The organism is Erwinia artemisiae (assembly GCF_051400835.1).
Taxonomy (GTDB): Bacteria; Pseudomonadota; Gammaproteobacteria; order Enterobacterales; family Enterobacteriaceae; genus Erwinia; species Erwinia aeris.
In genome coordinates this window covers 193,192-209,143 of record NZ_JBLFFM010000004.1, presented here as the reverse complement: position 1 = coordinate 209,143, position 15,952 = coordinate 193,192, and the positions used below count along the sequence as shown (strand labels likewise).

Below are 15,952 nucleotides of genomic sequence, written 5' to 3'. Positions count from 1 at the left end.
GTCAGGTGTCAGGTGTCAGGTGTCAGGTGTCAGGTGTCAGGTGTCAGGTGTCAGGTGTCAGGTGTCAGGTGTCAGGTGTCAGGCCAGCATTTTCAGCGCGCTGCGATCCTGAGGCCAATTATAAATCATTAAAAAGTCGCTAATTTATCTTCAATGCGTTGACCAGAAAGCCTCTACGAAAGCGCTTCCGTCATAAAGCACACTTCTTGCCGGCCCGGTTGGCATTAGCCTTAATCTTAAAGCCAGACGCTGCAACAAAACTGTCATCTTCTTGACATAGGCTGACCCTACACTTTTTGAGGCAGTAACAGGTAACCCAATGGCAATCATTAAGGCAAGAAATTACAGGGACGCTGAAGAGATGCTGCAGTCCGGTATCAGCAAGGTTGAACTGGCCTATGACATTGACAGCGATGATTTTTTTCGATTCGCCAGCCACTGGTGCGATCGCGGCGCGAAGATTTCCCGCGGCAATAAGCACTTTGTCGTTTCACTGAAAGGGCTGCACATTCCTCCCAACAAGTAATCTGCGCCGTGCTTTACTCTCGGTACGCTAACCTGCTTAAATCCTCTTTTTGATTAACAGGCAGAAGAAATGCGTTCTGATTGGCTCAACAGACCGGCACAGAGCGAACCGGCGTTTTTGTCGGGCGCCACCTTACCCAAAGATCGGTTTTTAACCGCGCCCGTCAGTTCCCGACTGGCAGAACATCCTGATGTTCTGCTGGTACAGGCCCGCTACGATCTGGCTTATTACAGCGACCAACTGTTCACCGACTATCGCCTGCCCTTCCCTGCTCACCTGAATAAAGCCGTGGCGAAACGCCGGGCGGAATACCTTGCCAGCCGCTTGTGCGTGCGTGCAGCGCTGCGTCAGTTTGGCTTTGACGACTTCCTGTTGACTAACGATGCCGACCGCGCGCCGGTCTGGCCAGAAGGAATAGCGGGTTCCCTTTCGCATACCCGCGCCTGCATCAGCCTCCTGCTGGCCGATAAGGTGACGGGAAAGCAGCCCGGCGTGGATTGCGAAGAGATTATGCGGCCCGAAGCGGCGGAAGAGATGCGTGAGATGATTATTAACGAGCGCGAACACGGCATTTTACAGAGCAGCGGCGTGCCGTTCGCGACCGCGCTCACCGCCGCTTTTTCCCTCAAGGAGAGTCTGTATAAGGCGCTGTTCCCGCTTTTCCGCCAGTTTATGCATTTCAACGAGGCGGAAATCATCGCTTGCCGGGCCGGACTGACCAACGTCACGCTGCGGTTGAACCGGGCCTTATCGCCAGGCTTTCCCGTCGGCACGCTGTTTACCGGCCGCGTGGCGCTGGCTGAAGAGCAGCTGACCAGCTGGGTCATCGTCACGCAGGCGGCCGATACGCCCACTGGTCCTTATTAAGCCATAGCCTCAGGCTGGCTTATCCATTTTTTAGACAGCCTGAGTGACGGCAAGCCGGCGTCGGCAGGCTAGTCGGTGCCGGTGCGTTTTACCGCATCCAGCGTAGCCTGATCGCGCGCTTCGCCGATCAGCTCGCTTAGTTTGCCTTCACGCATTTCCAGCAGCCTGTCGGCGTGCAGAAAATAGTGGTCGTCATGGCTGATGGCAACAACGGTTTTGCCCATCTCTTTCAGCCACGGCAGCAGCTCGCGGTAGAAGATGCGGCGGAAATGCGGATCCTGATCGGCGGCCCATTCGTCCAGCAGCAGAATGTCGCGCTGCTCCGCCGTAGCAAGCAGCATCGCCAGACGCTTGCTCTGCCCTTTCGACAGTTTAAGGTTCAGCACCCGGTTGCCTTCCAGCTTGAGTTTATCCTGCATATGCAGGCGCTCCAGCCACAGCTGTACCTGAGCCGGATCGGCCGGCTCGCCGCTGGCGTCGATCAGGCGGTCAAACAGGTGAACATCGGTAAAGACGGCGGAGAAAAGGCGTCGATAGTCCGCCATCTCCGTTGCCGCCACCGGCACGCCGTCCAGCAGGATCTGCCCGGATACCGGCTGATAAAGGCCGGTCAGCAGCATCGCCAGCGTGGATTTACCGCTGCCGTTGCCGCCGATCAGAAAGACCAGCTCGCCGCGTTTCAGCGTCATGTCGATCGGGCCGACGGCAAAGCCGCCGTCGCCATAATGAAACACCACGTCACGCAGCTCCAGCGTTTGCCACGCACGCGCGGCGGCGGGCTGCGCAAAGCTTTCCTGGTAAGCCGCCAGCCTGAAGGTGTGGAGCTTGTTAAAGGCAACCTGGGCGCTCAGCAGCGTAGGCAGCGCGCCGACGGCGGAAAGCAGCGGCGTGCGCAGGAACAGCAGCGTCAGCGAATAGGTCGCCGCTACCGCCGTATTCGCCCAGCCCAGACCGTTAGCCATAAAGAAGACCAGCCCGATGGCGCCCAGCATCATGATATTCGACCAGTTCACCGCGCTGAGATGGAAAGTATCGGCGCGCACAATATGGTGACGATATGCTCGAGCGTCTTCCTGATAAACCGTCTCGTAAATTTGCTGCGCGCGCTGGCGGTTAAGCGCCAGCTCTTTGCGCCCTTCGATAATGGTTTGATAGTCGGCGTAAAGCGCGTCTTCAAGCTCGCGCAGCTTCGCCAGATGGCGATAGACTCTGGAGACCAGCAGCCAGCCGCCGACGATGGTGATGGTCAGCCAGAGGGTAGTGATCAGCAGCATTTTCGGCGACAGCCACGCCAGGTAAGCGGCCGAACCTAAAGTCAGGATCACGCCCTGGATCAGCTCGGGCAGGCGCACAAAGGCAAGGGTAATGCTGCGGACGTCGCTGGTCAGCGCGGCCAGCAGCTGGGCGCTGCCGATCTGTTCGATACGTTCGATCTGCGTATCCAGAATGCGTCGAATAAACTTACCGCGCAGCCGATAAACAAAATGGTGGCCAAGCAGCGTCAGCGCCAGCTGCGAGGCCAGGGTCACCGCCATCAGCAGCAGCAGCAGCCCAAGGAAAGACGGCAGCAGCCAGGTACCGGCGTTCAGCGAAACAATCAGCTCGCGGTTGATAAAAGCGATCAGCCCGATACCGAGCGCGGCGCTCAGCAAACTGAGGCCAATAACCAGCACAAAAGGCCAGCGATACTGGCGGTAAACGACGCGAAGCAACTCCATGACACTATCCCATTATTCTGAGCAGCCTGCAGTTTAATGAGAAGCGGGACGATAGCAATAATAATTCTCGTTTACCGAAAAGCGCGCCGGAAGGTCAGATTATAGCGAAATGCGCCGGTGGCCGGATGGCTGCCCGCTTTTAACGGCAGGATGCCGTGATAGCGCAGGCGCGACGGCCCGCCCCATACCACCACGTCGCCATGCTCCAGCAGCACGCGCTGCACCGCGTCGCCCCGCTCGAAGCCGCCAAACTGAAACACGGCGGGCAGGCCCAGCGAAACAGAGACGATAGGCTGGCGCATATCCTGTTCATCCTTGTCCTGATGCAGGCTGAGCTTCGCCTCCGGCGCATAGCGGTTAATCAGGCAGGCATCGGGCTGAAAATGGGGAAAACCGGCCTCTTCCGCGCAGGCCACCGCCAGCTGATGGAAGCGATCCGGCATCGCCGGCCAGCGCTGGCCGCTAACGCTGTCGTATTCGCTGTACTGATAGCCGCGCGCGTCCGTCGACCAGCCGAAATCGCCGCAGTTGGTCATCGCCACCGACATGCGGTGTCCGCCCGGCGTAATGCGGTGATGAAAAGGATTCTGCGCGGCGATATCGTCAACCAGCGCCAGCAGCGCTGCCGCCTCGTCCCGCGCGCGTCGACGCAGGATAGCCGCGCCTTCCGCCAGCGGCTCCAGCCAGGGCGCTTCTTCACTAAATAAGTCCAGCATAATGGCTCCTTAGCGGGCCGTTGCCCGTGAGTAAATGCCGCTATTGCGCTTCCGGCAGCAGGAAGGCGCTGAACTGCGGCGACATCCAGCTGCTAAAGCCGTTGCCCTGCTTCACGATCAGATAAACCGCCAGCTGTTCGCGCAGCGCCAGCGCCTTCGCCTGCTCTTCGCCAAGCACCATCAGGCCGGTATCCCAACCGTCTGCTTCCAGCGCGGTGGTCGCGATCACCGTTGCGGAAACCAGCTTGTGCTGGATCGGCTCGCCGGTGGTCGGATCGATCACATGCGAAATGCGTTTGCCGTTCAGCTCATAATAGTTGCGATAGCTGCCGGAGGTACTGATACCGTGCCCCTGCAGATCCACTACCGCCTGCACCGCGTTTTCTTTATCGGTAGGCTTCTGGATCGCTACTTTCCACGCCTTGCCTTCGGCGTTTTGGCCGCGCGTCAGCACCGCGCCGCCAACGGAAACCAGGTAATTATTGATCCCTTCTTTTTCCAGCAGGCGCGCCAGATGATCGGTGGCGAACCCTTCTCCCATGGTGGACAGATCGACATAAAGATTCGGCAGATCCTTTTGCAGATAAGCCCCTTCGCTGCGCTGGATAACGCGCAGATGTTGCAGGCCGGTCAGCGCGCGCGCCGCCGCAATCTGCGCCTGCGTCGGCACGGTGGCTGGCTGCTTAACCGGCCCAAATCCCCACAGATTGACCAGCGGCCCGACGGTGATGTCCATTTTGCCGTGCGTTTTCTGGCCGATGCGCAGCGCCATAGTGACGATGTCCGCCATGTTGTCGCTGACCGGCTGCGGGTCGCTGCCGCGATACTGATTAAAGCGCGAAAGCACCGAATCGGCTTTCCAGGTCGACAGCTCCCGATCGTCATTATCCAGCTGCTGCTGCACCGCTTTTTGCAGATTTTCTTTCAGGCCGGGGTCAATGTTGGCGAGGCTAACCCTCCAGAATGTTCCCATAGTGCGTCCTTCCAGCACCATGGCTGACGCACCAACGGTTTCACGATGACGGTCACAGCCGGAAAGCAGGATAAATGCTGCCATAACAGGATAGTACAGCCATTTCTTCTTCATATTACGCAAATTTCCCTGCAATAGTTTTGGTCCTGAAAGCGTGAAAATGCAGCATGGCGCCGGACCAGGCGGGGTTGATCTTCTGACGGATGCTACTCAGTATACCCATTGAACCCACTTTACCGCGGCGCTTTGCCGCAATAATGGAGGTCTTTATGATCTACTTTCTGCTGCCTTTCGTCTGTCTCGCGCTGATTATCTTTTCAGGCTACAAGCATTACAAGCAGACGCATACCAGACAGCTCAATCGTCCACGTTTTCGCTGAGAAAGTGGTCAGGGAGGTACGCTAAGCGCAGGGAAACGGCGAAGAGTTAAGAAGCGGGAGCGCATGGCGCGCTCCCGCGTAAATCAGAACTGGTATACTAAGCCCAGCGCCACTACGTCATCGGTGTTGATGCCGGCAGCGTCGGTAAAGTTGTTGTCATCAAGCAGGTTGATCTGGTAGTCAACGTAGGTAGACATGTTTTTGTTAAAGTAGTAAGTCGCGCCTACATCCACATATTTTTTCAGGTTCTGCGTGCCGTATCCTTCGATATCGGAGCCGCGAGAGCTGACGAACGCCAGAGACGGACGCAGGCCGAAGTCGAACTGATACTGCGCCACCACTTCCCAGTTATCCGCCGTGTTGGCGTAACCGTAGATGCTGTCGTCGCTTCTGCTGTCGCCAAAGCGGGTTGCGTTGTAAGAACGGGTATACATCGCCGCCAGGTAGATGTTGTTAGCATCATATTTCAGGCCGCCGGTATAGGCTGTTGCCTTGTCGCCGTTACCCAGAATGCCGTTGGTGTTATTGTTCTGTTCGTTGGTGCGGTCAGAGCTGAACATCGCCGCGCCGATACCGAAGCCGGAACCCAGATCGTAAGTGGTGGACAAACCCCAGCCGTCGCCGTTGCGCGCCAGCACGTCACGTCCGTCCAGCTCGGTGCCGCTGTTGTTTTTGCCCTGATACTGGATAGCGAAGTTCAGGCCTTCAACCGCACCGAAGAAGTTGTTGTTGCGGTAGGTCGCCAGGCCGCTGGAGCGCTGGAACATAAAGTTGTCCGCGCCGTAGGTGTCGCCGCCGAACTCCGGCAGCACGTCGGTCCATGCGCCGATATCGTAAGCCACGCCGTAATTACGACCATAGTCCAGAGAGCCCGCATCGCCGAATTTCAGACCGGCAAAGCCAACACGCGTGTAGCTGTCTGCGGTGCCTTCATTTTCCGTGGTGTTCAGCGCCGCCTGGTATTCCCACTGGCCGTAACCGGTCAGCTCGTTGCTGATTTGGGTTTCGCCCTTGAAGCCGAAGCGCAGATAAGACTGGTCGCCATCGGAGCCATCGTTATCAGAGAAATAGTGCAGGCCGTCTACTTTGCCAAACAGGTCGAGCTTGTTCCCGTCTTTATTGTAGATTTCTGCCGCGCCGGCAGAACCTGCGATCAGCATGGCCGGAACGACCAGGGAGAGAACGCGAAGTTTCATTTTGTATTACCCTCTTGTTATATGCCTTATTTACCACTGCGTGCTGAACGTCGAAAATTCAGTCGGCACCCTCATGGTAGAGCGCGGACAGTAATAATCTATAAAGAAAATGCTACTAAATTTCCGAATGTGTTTCATTTTGTAATTCAAATATTACAAAATGATAATAACCGAGAACTTTATGGCCGCACGCAGTGATAAAAAATAACGCACTTAATGTCAAGTAATAGCTAATCTTTGAAGATTCATATGGTTATGTAATGTTACTTGTGTGAGCACTGAATGATAAAAAGGCGTAGCATTTTGGTTTATAATAACCGGGCTATCATCATTTTATTTCATTATTACCTTCATTCACCCCGAATGTTTTGTTTTACCCTATTTTTCGGCCGAACCTTGTGTTCGGCTTTTTTTATGGCCGCTATATGCAGAACGCCTCGCTGTTTCTACGGTTATAATTAAGGCCAAAAAAAACCGCTGAACGGCGAATGATAAAAGTTTATTTCATTCACTATTCAGCGGCGTAAGTAATTATCTTTCGCGCAGCGACTCTTTAACCTTATTCAGCGGCTTAACCAGGTAATCCATGACGGATTTCTGGCCGGTTTTAATTTCAACGTTCGCCACCATGCCGGGCACGATAGGGAATTTTCTGCCGGCCTTATTGACCAGCTCCGCCTTCTGCGTACGTACGTAAACGCGATAGTAATACTGGTCGCGTTTAACCTCGTCCTGCAGCGTATCCGGCGAAACCGTCTCCACTTCGCCATCCAGATTGCCGTAGATAGAAGAGTCGTAGGCGGTGATTTTGACCACCGCAGGCAATCCCGGACGGATATAGGCGATATCGCGCGGGTTGATGCGGGTTTCAATCAGCAGCTGATCCTCCAGCGGAACAATCTCCATCAGCTTACCGCCCGGTTGCAGCACCCCGCCGACGGTGGTGACCTGGATATCTTTGACGATGCCGCGCACCGGCGAATAGAGCGTGGCGCGCGTCAGCTGATCCTCTTTACCGGTCAGTACCTGGAGCTGAGCATCCAGATCGGCATTGTTTTTAACCTGTTCCTCGCGCGCGCGTACCGCGTAATCATTTTTTGCCTCGTCGATCTTACCGCGCAGATCGCTAATCTGCCGACGCAGCCGGATCACCTCCACCTGCCCCGCCGCGCCTTTCGCCACCAGCGGCTCGGTCATGCGCAGCTCGTCCTGCACCAGCTTCATCGACTGGGTAAGGTTGCTGACCGTTTCCGTGAGGTTGCGCCGACGCGACTGGAAAAGCTGCGTCTCGCGCGCCACCAGCTCCGGCTCCTTGAGCGTTTCAGCGCTGAACGCCAGCGGCGCGCCGGTCAGTTCAGCACGCAGTCGTTCCGCCGAGGCGCGCAGCGTACGGGCTTTAGCTGCCGCCTCGCCAAAATTGGACTGAAAGCGTGTGGGGTCGAGACGGCCCAGCACCTGGCCCTTTTCGACGATATCGCCTTCATGCACGTTCAGCTGATTGACGATGCCGCCGTCCAGGCTGTCGATAATCTGCGCGCGGCTGGACGGCGTGACTTTACCGGTGCCGACCGTGACCTCGTCCAGAATGGCGAAATGCGCCCAGACAAAAAAGATCACCAGCGCGGCGGTACAGAGCCAGATAATAGCCGAGGTGCGCTTTTCGTTACGTTTCAGGCTGCGGTCGATCAGTATCAGGCTCATGCTGCGTCCCCCTGTCCGCCGGTTTGCTTCGCCGTCTGCGCGGCGGCGGCGCGTAAAATATCATCGCGCGGGCCGTCCGCCACGATGCGCCCGTTATCCATAACGATAATTCTGTCCACCAGCTTCAGCAGCGCCGGACGGTGCGTGACCAGCACCAGCGTGCGGCCCGACAGCCAGCCCTGCATCTGCCGGATCACATACTCTTCCAGCGCTTCATCCATCGAGGCGGTCGGCTCGTCCATCAGCACCACCTGCGGCTGCCGCAGGATCATGCGGCTGAGCATCACCATCTGCCGCTGCCCGCCGGACAGGCCGCGCCCGCCCTCGTTGATAATACGGTCAAGGCTGGACGCATCCTGCTGCACCAGGCTCAGCGCGCCGCTGACCTTCAGGGCCTGGAGCATTTCCTGCTCGCTGGCGTGCGGATTGCCCAGCATCAGGTTTTGCCGCAGCGTGCCGAAAAACAGGCGCGAGTCCTGCGACAGCCAGCCCAGCTGACGACGCAGATCTACCGGATCGATGCGCTGAACGTCCACGCCGTCGACGATCACTTTGCCCTGCGTTGCCCGCGCCTGCCCGGCCAGCAGCTTCAGCAGCGTGGATTTCCCCGCGCCGACCTTGCCGAGGATCGCCACGCGCTCGCCCGGCTTGATTTGCAGCTGGTTGATGGTCACCACGTTTTTAACGTTTTCCTCATCGTAGCTGTACTGCACGCCGCGCAGATCGTAATGGCCGGTCAGCGTCGGACAGTGCGCCATTTCGCCCTCTTCCGGCTGATCCAGCGGTTTTTTCAGCAGCTCATCCAGACCCGCCATCGCGGTTTTGGCATGTTGCCAGCGCGAAAACACCATGGTCAGCTGCATCAGCGGCGCGATGGTGCGCGATGAGAGCAGACTGCTGGCGACCAGCGTCCCGGTGGTGATATCGCCGTTCAGCACCAGGTAAACGCCGAACACCAACATGCTGGCATAGGTCAGCTGCTGCACCGTCGAGGCCCAGCCGGTCAGCCTCGCGCCCCACAGCCTTTGCTGCATGCCGATAGTGGCGCTGACCTCATGCGTCTGCTCCCACTGCCGCTGGAAATAGGGTTCCGCCTGTAAGGATTTGATGTCCTCGATGCCTTCGATGGTTTCCACCAGCACCGCGTTGCGCAGCGCGCCCTCGCGTAGCCCCTCTTTCGCCAGCTTCGCCATCGGGAACTGTACCAGCAGCCCCGGAATAACGATCAGCGGGATCGCCAGCAGAGGAATAATCACCAGCGGGCCGCCGATAAAGCCCATCAGGCATAAAAACAGGATCACAAAAGGCATATCCGCCGCCGCGCCCACGGTAGTCGAGGTCAGCAGCTCGCGAACCTGATCGATTTCACGCAGCTGCGAGATAAAAGACCCGGTGGATTTTGGCCGCGCTTCGTTGCGAATATTCATCGCACGCGCGAACAGCATGGAGGAAACTTTCAGATCGATGCGCTTTCCCATCAGATCCGAAACCTGGGTGCGCATCAAACGAATCACATATTCGATGGCGGCGGCAATCAGCACGCCGGCGAACAGTACCCACAGCGTCGGCTCCGACTGCGCCGGGATCACGCGGTCATAAACCTGCATGGAGAAAAGGATGCCGGCCAGCGCCAGCACGTTGCCGACCACCGAAGCCAGCGAAATCTCCATGATGCGGCGGCCCATGCCGCGAAAGTTTTCCCAGAACCAGTGCTTTTTGTACGGCTGCACAAATTCGTCGATGCGCGCGTCGCGTCCGCGCGCCGCCACGCCGACAATGCCGACCTGCTCCTGGCTTTGCGCCAGCAGCAGCGCCAGCTCGCTTTCCCGCACCACGTCGCCGCCGTCGCTCAGCCAGTAGCGCGCTTTGCCCTCCGTATCGATGGTTTCCACCACCACCACGCTGCCGTTTTCCATAATCAGCACCACCGGCGTCACCTCCTGCCGCCAGCGAATTTTATCGCGCGGCATCATGGTCAGATGCAGGCCCAGCAGGCCCGCCAGCCGTTCCAGCTGCTGCGCGGGGGTAAGATGCTCAAACCAGCGCATCTGCTGGCGCAGCGTGGAACCATCCGCCGGTTTGCCAAAGCGCGCCGCCACGCGCAGCATGGCGTCAATCCAGTTTTCAGTGCTAGCGGTTTTGGTCATAAATACAGCCTTATCTTGTTTGGCATCAGAGCGATGGCAGGGTTTGTCCGCTGGTGGCTTCACGATCGATGCCCATAATATCCAGCAGGTTGTCGACGGCGGAAGCGTAGCGCACGGTGGCGTCCCAGCCGTCGTAAAGCGCGGTCAGACGGCTGCTGTCAGCCTGAAAGACATCCTGCTCAACGCTCAGTAAATCGTTGAGGCTGCGCTTATTTAATTTGTATTCGTCGGCGTAAACCGAGCGGGTGTGAGCGGCGCTGCTCAGCTGCTGCTCGCCTGCCGTCTGGCGCTGCTGCGCGCCAATCATGTCGGCATAGGCGGTGGAGGCGCTCTGATTGATATCCAGCTTGGACTGTTCGACGGCGGCCTGGGCCGCTTCGCGGTCGCCTTCCGCCGCGCGGGTTCTGGCGTTGACCAGACCGCCCTGATAAAGCGGCGCTTCTACCTGAAGCTGTAGCTCGTCGTCCCAATAGGATCGGGTGGCGTTTTCATAACGCGTGCGGCCCGCCTGCACTTTGATGGTCGGCCAGTGGTTAGAGGACGCCTGGCGAACGCGTTCGATCGCCGCTTCCTGTTTGGCCTGCGCGCTGCGCACCGCCGCGCTTTTTTCGTAGGCGATCCTGTCCAGCGTGATCTGCTGATTCAACAGCGACTGCGGCAGCTCCGGCAGCGCGCTGGGCACCACGCCGGTCAGCACCGTCAGCTGCGCCAGCGCAGAGCGTTCTGAAGCGCGGTACTGCTCCATCGTCGCGTGCATCCCGGCGATGCGGGTTTCCGCCTGTAGCACGTCCGACTGCGAGCTTAACCCCGCGTCGGCGCGCATATGGGCGATGTCCTTGACATGTTCCAGCGAGGCGACGTTGTTTTTGGCCGCCTCCACCAGCGCCCGGTAGCGTTTGACCTGCAAATAGGCCTGTAGCGTATCCTGCGCCACCGTGGTCATGGTGTCGTAAAGGGCGAAGCGATAGGCTTCAGAGAGGTGATGCTGTTCGTCAATAGCGCCGCCGGTGCGGCCAAAGTCATACAGCAGCTGGCTGAGGGTAATGCCGCCAGAGCCGTTGTTGTTGAGGCTGCCGGAGGAGTCGGTGGTGTGCGATCGTCCACCGGTCGCCGCCAGGGAAATTTGCGGATACCAGGCGCTTTCGGCGGCATCCAGATCGGCCTCGCCCACGCGGATTTGCGCGGCGGCCTCGGAGATTTTTGGGTTGCGGGCAAAGGCCCGGAGGATAGCTTCACGTAGCGTCAGCGTTGAGATTTGCTCCTCGGTGGGAGCGGCACGCCAGTTAAATTCCACTTTCTGCTGCTTTGCTGCCAGCGCATTCTGTCCCACGGTGCCGCACAGCGCGGCCAGGCACAAAGATACCCACACTTTCTTCATCCTGGTCCTCTCTTCCTTCTTCCTTTTTGGTGAAAAAACGGCCGGTGCGGCAACCCCGCGCCGGCCTGTTACGTCAGGCAGTCTGTACCTGTAGATTATGTTGAATTAAGACATCCGCCAGCGTGCCTTCATGGCTTGCGGAGGAATTGTGATAGAGATCAAACTGCTGACCGGCGATCGTCTGCATACCGGCCTCGTTCCAGACGCCGCCTTCGGCGGTGCTCAGCGTCACCGCGCTGCCGTCCGCGCCTTTGATGGTCAGCGCCTCGCTGGCGTTGTCGGTCAGCGCCAGCAGATCCTGTTGCCCCAGCGTAAGGCTGTTGCTGCCGGAGGTGCCGAGGTCGATCGTTTCAACGCTGCCAATCTTCAGGCCCAGCGAGGCGAAATCCAGCGCTTCGTGCGCACCGCCCAGCACCAGCGTGTCGTGACCGGCGCCGCCGTTCAGATTGCTGAGCAGATTCAACGTGGAGAGCGTAAAGGTGTCATTGCCCTCGGTGCCAGCGGTGGGAGCAACGCTTTCGACGTGGCTGGCTACGGCCGGTTCGCCGCCGGTAGCGCCGCTTTCCGTTACGGCTGCCGCGCTGCTCTCGTGCGCATCCGTGGCGCTGGCGTGACTAACGTCATCCAGGGGATTAGCCTCCGCAAGCAGGCTAAACGTACTTTGATCGGCCGTTTCTACTGTGGCTGGCGCATCCGGCAGAGTGACGCTATCCCGCGTCTCATACCAATGGCCCGCCGCGTCCTGATAGGAGACGTAGAAGCCAGGCGTAGAAGAAATGGAGGTATATTCGCTTACCGGCACCTCGGAGGTGAAAGTGCCGTCCGCCGCCACGTTGATATCATAGTAATTAAGCAGCTCGCCGCCATAAAACGACAGCTTGTCTACGGGGAGCGGTTCGGTCACCGTGCCGCTGATAAGGTAGTAAGCATTATCGTCGTGATAAACAACATCTTCTGGCGTCAGCGCGTTAAACGTCAGCACGGGATCGCTACTGTGAAAATGCGACAGCAGCAGGACGTCGCGGCTGGCGCTGGCATTGCCGCCCGCGCTTTCAACGCTGACCTTAAGGTTATAGTAGCCGTCCGCCGTCGCCTCTATATCCGCTGAAGGGATCGTGGCCATCCAGTGATTGGCGTAGACATAGCCAGTATAGGTTTTGTCGGCCAGGGTAATGGTAACTTCGGTGTCCGTATGCAGACCCCAGCTGTCGCCGTGCAGCTGGACATCATTCTGATAGTTGGCGTAATCAACGATATCGTTGATTTCCACCGTATCCATGGTCAGCGTTGGCTGCACGTCCGCCGCATAAAGCTCCACACTTAGCGACGCGCTGTGTTCATGCCCGGCCGAATCCTGCACGCTGGCGAGTATCGTGGTATTACCGGCGGTCAGCTGCTTAGCGTCGTTCTCGTACAGCCAGGTTGTCCATTCGCCGTTCTGCCCTACAATAACCGAGCCGAGTGCAAGCGAGCCGATGGACACGGTAACCCTGGCCCCCACCTCGCCGGTTCCCCTGATGGCGTAATCATCGGTAAGGGTGTTGAGATTGACGCGGTTGTCGTCGGAGAGGCTGTTAATGGTGACGGTCGGCGACGTGCTGCCGCTGTAAAAGTCCAGCGTCAGTGAACTGGAGCCGACGTTTTTCGCCATGTCCGAAATCGTGGCCTGTAGCGTGTAGTCGCCCGCGGTCAGCTGCTGCGCCTGCTGCGGCGTCAGCGCCGCCTGCCAGGTTCCGTCAAAGCCGACCGTGGTGTGCCAGGTCAGCGCGCCCAGCGTCAGGGTCAGCGCATCGCCCGCATCGCCCGTGCCGGTAAAGAGATAATTTTCGGCGATCTGGTTGAGATTGATGTGCGTCCCGTCAGCAGGGGTGTCGATAGCCGTTTGCGGCGTGCTGACGTCGGTAAAGAAGTAAGCCTGGGTGCTACCCGTTTCGCCTTCCGCGTTGCTGGCGGTCACGGTGATCCAGCGCTTGCCGGTATTAAATTCGCTGTGCAGCAGCGTTTCGGTATTCAGATCCAGACGCCAGTTCCCATCGTTGGTCACCGCGGCCTGGTAGTCCACGCCGTTGATATTCACCGTAACCGTCTGGCCGCTGCCGATCGCGCCGGTCGTGCCGACCAGGGCCTGACCGTCAAGTTTTTCACTGCGATTCAGCCAGCCATCGCCAAAAGGCGTATTGATAGTGGGATGCGGCACGGCGGTGGCGGCCAGCAGCACGCCGCTACTGTCTGCTTCAGGCTGGGCAGCTTGGATCGCCTGCCCGGCGGTCGCGGCTGCGGCTGCGGCTGCGGCGGCATCGTCGGCGGAAACACTGTCAACAGCCGCAGCGGGCGTCACCGCGCCGTTGTAAAACGTAATATCCTGTGTCTCCGTGCCAACGTTTTTCGCCGGATCGGTCACGCTGGCTTTCAGCGTATAGTTGCCCAATTGCAGCTGCTGCGCCTGCTGCGGCGTGATGTCTACCCGCCAGGTGCCGTCGAAGCCGACCAGCGTCTGCCAGGTCTGGGTGCCCAGCGTCAGCGTCAGTCCGTCGCCCGCATCGCCCGTGCCGGTAAAGGCCAGGCCGTTTTGCCGGGCGCTATTCAGGTTGATATCCGTGTTCGACAGCGTATCGACGCTGACATGCGGCGTACTGATATCGGTAAAGAAGTAGGCGCCGGTCTTCCCGCTTTCGCCTTCGGCATTAGTGGCGTAGACGTTAATCCAGTGCTTGCCGGTAGAGAAATCAGTGCCCATCAGCTGGGCGGAGGTCAGCGCCAGGCTCCATTTACCGTCGTCCGCCACCGTTGCCTGATAGCGGCTGCCGCTGATATTGATCGCTACCTGTTGACCGCTGCCCGTCACGCCCGTGGTGCCGCTCAGCGTTTCGCTATGGGTTTTCTCATCGTGATTCAGCCAGCCATCGCCGAAAGGTACGGCAATAGTTGGCTTCGGCGTAGCGGTCGCGCCGCCGCCCGTTTCCGGCGGCGTGGTGCCTGGGTTATCCGGCGGCGTACCGCCCGTTGGGTTTTCTACCGGCGGAACAGGAACCGGCACTTCCGCGCCACCGCCGCCCGTGCCGACCGGCGTCTCCAAATCGGTGGTAACATAAATCTGCTGCTCGAACCAGTTGCCCGCGCCGTCCTGCACGCCCAGCACCAGCGCGTTTTGCCCATGCTGAGTATGGATATCCTGGGAAGTGAGCTGCACGCTCCAGCTGCCGTCCGCATTCAGCGTGCCGGTACGGTAGCTTTCGATCTCGCCCTTAACGGCAAACATGGTCAGCGGAAAAGGCGTTTGCATCGTGCCGGTCACGGTGTAGATCGGCTCGCCGTTTTGATAAGTCACGTCGGCCAGCGTCAGCTCATCGGTGGTGACCAGCGGGATGCTGCTGTTGTAGTGGCTGATAAGCAGCAGATCGCGCGTGGCGCTGACGCTGTTGCCGCTGGCGTCGGTGGCGCTGACGGAAAAGGTGTAGCTGCCGTCTTTGATCGCCGCCAGATCGCTGTCACCAACCTGCACCGACCAGACGTTGTTATTGACGTAGCCGGACCAGGTTTTACCATCCAGCGTCAGCTCTACCCGCGTGCCGGAGGCCAGCTGCGTGCTGGTGCCGGTAATTTCGACGCCGTAAACGCCCTCTTTATAGTTAACCGCGTCATCGCCAGAAACCGGATTGATGGTCAGCGTCGGCAGTGTGGTCGAGGCTTCTGCGGTAACAGCGCCGGTGCCAGGCGTTGGCGTTGGCGTTGGCGTTGTGGGAGTGGTGGTGACGGCCGCTGCTACGCTATCAACAGGCACGGCCATATTGTTAACAATCAGCGTGGAATCCACTGTTTCGACGGCTGCCGGCACCGCAGCCAGCGTCGGCGTCAGTGTGACGGTTGTTTCAGCCTCATCTGCTTCGTTTGCGAACAGCGCCTGCTGCTGCGTAGCGCCATCCTGAAAAATCAGCTGGCTTTGCGATTGTGGATCGGTACTAAAAAACTGCTGAAAACGCGAGACGCCGCCATCCTGATGCAGGATCAAATCGCTGCCCTGCCTCTGCCAGGCAAAAACCTGAGAAGGCGCGCCCTGTAAGGTGACGATACTGGGTTCGCTGAGGGTGTAAGCCTGTGAATCGTTTTCGACGAGCAGTGTTTCACCGCTTGCCAGCGACACGATATTGACGCGGCCTGAGCCTGAATACGCCATAAAAATCCCCTTGTGCACCAGTTAAATGAGTAAAGTGACGCCGCGTAAAAGTAAAGATTTACTTTACTTAAAGCGGACATGCAGCGGCCAGCGCCTCAAAAAAGGTGCCAGGCCAGACCCGGTGCTTTCTGGATTTAAAAAATAATCCACAACAAGGCTAATGGTAAAAAAAATTT

The 15,952-nt window shown here is 58.5% G+C and carries 10 protein-coding genes; 2 read left to right on the top strand and 8 right to left on the bottom strand.

Going from position 1 to position 15,952, the window contains the following annotated elements; genetic code table 11:
• Positions 1-319: 319 nt before the first annotated feature.
• Entirely contained in the window at positions 320-526 is a 207-nt protein-coding gene (locus ACMGEE_RS11465; RefSeq protein ID WP_125288215.1) for a hypothetical protein, read from the top strand.
• A gap of 69 nt (positions 527-595) precedes the next feature.
• The gene (locus ACMGEE_RS11460) at positions 596-1,393 is read left to right on the top strand and encodes a 4'-phosphopantetheinyl transferase family protein (protein WP_436830055.1); all 798 of its coding nucleotides are present in this window, start codon (positions 596-598) and stop codon (positions 1,391-1,393) included.
• A gap of 68 nt (positions 1,394-1,461) precedes the next feature.
• Here ACMGEE_RS11460 and ACMGEE_RS11455 read toward each other — a convergent pair whose 3' ends face one another.
• From ACMGEE_RS11455 to ACMGEE_RS11420, 8 genes are all read right to left on the bottom strand, one after another.
• Positions 1,462-3,111 (bottom strand): multidrug ABC transporter permease/ATP-binding protein, encoded by a 1,650-nt coding sequence (locus ACMGEE_RS11455; RefSeq protein WP_436830054.1) that lies wholly within the window; start codon positions 3,109-3,111, stop codon positions 1,462-1,464.
• Positions 3,112-3,182: 71 nt separating this feature from the next.
• Positions 3,183-3,827, bottom strand: a complete 645-nt coding sequence (gene alkB / locus ACMGEE_RS11450) for a DNA oxidative demethylase AlkB (protein WP_253459863.1) — start codon at positions 3,825-3,827, stop codon at positions 3,183-3,185.
• A 40-nt stretch (positions 3,828-3,867) separates the two neighbouring features.
• A complete protein-coding gene (apbE, locus tag ACMGEE_RS11445; protein ID WP_436830053.1) occupies positions 3,868-4,914 on the bottom strand; it encodes an FAD:protein FMN transferase ApbE in 1,047 nt (348 codons plus the stop codon).
• A gap of 349 nt (positions 4,915-5,263) precedes the next feature.
• Positions 5,264-6,376 (bottom strand): porin OmpC, encoded by a 1,113-nt coding sequence (ompC, locus tag ACMGEE_RS11440; RefSeq protein WP_301251905.1) that lies wholly within the window; start codon positions 6,374-6,376, stop codon positions 5,264-5,266.
• A 531-nt stretch (positions 6,377-6,907) separates the two neighbouring features.
• Positions 6,908-8,077 carry a beta-barrel domain-containing protein gene (locus ACMGEE_RS11435; protein ID WP_253459854.1) on the bottom strand — a complete coding sequence of 390 codons (1,170 nt, stop codon included), beginning with the start codon at positions 8,075-8,077 and terminating at the stop codon, positions 6,908-6,910.
• The gene (locus ACMGEE_RS11430; RefSeq protein ID WP_301730493.1) at positions 8,074-10,224 is read right to left on the bottom strand and encodes a type I secretion system permease/ATPase; all 2,151 of its coding nucleotides are present in this window, start codon (positions 10,222-10,224) and stop codon (positions 8,074-8,076) included. The genes ACMGEE_RS11435 and ACMGEE_RS11430 overlap by 4 nt, the downstream gene beginning before the upstream one ends.
• A gap of 25 nt (positions 10,225-10,249) precedes the next feature.
• Positions 10,250-11,602: a TolC family outer membrane protein gene (locus ACMGEE_RS11425; protein ID WP_253459848.1), complete on the bottom strand. Its 1,353-nt coding sequence runs from the start codon at positions 11,600-11,602 to the stop codon at positions 10,250-10,252.
• A 73-nt stretch (positions 11,603-11,675) separates the two neighbouring features.
• Positions 11,676-15,776, bottom strand: a complete 4,101-nt coding sequence (locus tag ACMGEE_RS11420; RefSeq protein WP_436830052.1) for a BapA/Bap/LapF family prefix-like domain-containing protein — start codon at positions 15,774-15,776, stop codon at positions 11,676-11,678.
• Between the last annotated feature and the right edge of the window lie 176 nt (positions 15,777-15,952).

Coding starts and splice junctions, on each gene's coding strand:
- ACMGEE_RS11465 (WP_125288215.1), top strand. CDS start 320: ATGGCAATCATTAAGGCAAGAAATTACAGGGACGCTGAAGAGATGCTG.
- ACMGEE_RS11460 (WP_436830055.1), top strand. CDS start 596: ATGCGTTCTGATTGGCTCAACAGACCGGCACAGAGCGAACCGGCGTTT.
- ACMGEE_RS11455 (WP_436830054.1), bottom strand. CDS start 3,111: ATGGAGTTGCTTCGCGTCGTTTACCGCCAGTATCGCTGGCCTTTTGTG.
- alkB (WP_253459863.1), bottom strand. CDS start 3,827: ATGCTGGACTTATTTAGTGAAGAAGCGCCCTGGCTGGAGCCGCTGGCG.
- apbE (WP_436830053.1), bottom strand. CDS start 4,914: ATGAAGAAGAAATGGCTGTACTATCCTGTTATGGCAGCATTTATCCTG.
- ompC (WP_301251905.1), bottom strand. CDS start 6,376: ATGAAACTTCGCGTTCTCTCCCTGGTCGTTCCGGCCATGCTGATCGCA.
- ACMGEE_RS11435 (WP_253459854.1), bottom strand. CDS start 8,077: ATGAGCCTGATACTGATCGACCGCAGCCTGAAACGTAACGAAAAGCGC.
- ACMGEE_RS11430 (WP_301730493.1), bottom strand. CDS start 10,224: ATGACCAAAACCGCTAGCACTGAAAACTGGATTGACGCCATGCTGCGC.
- ACMGEE_RS11425 (WP_253459848.1), bottom strand. CDS start 11,602: ATGAAGAAAGTGTGGGTATCTTTGTGCCTGGCCGCGCTGTGCGGCACC.
- ACMGEE_RS11420 (WP_436830052.1), bottom strand. CDS start 15,776: ATGGCGTATTCAGGCTCAGGCCGCGTCAATATCGTGTCGCTGGCAAGC.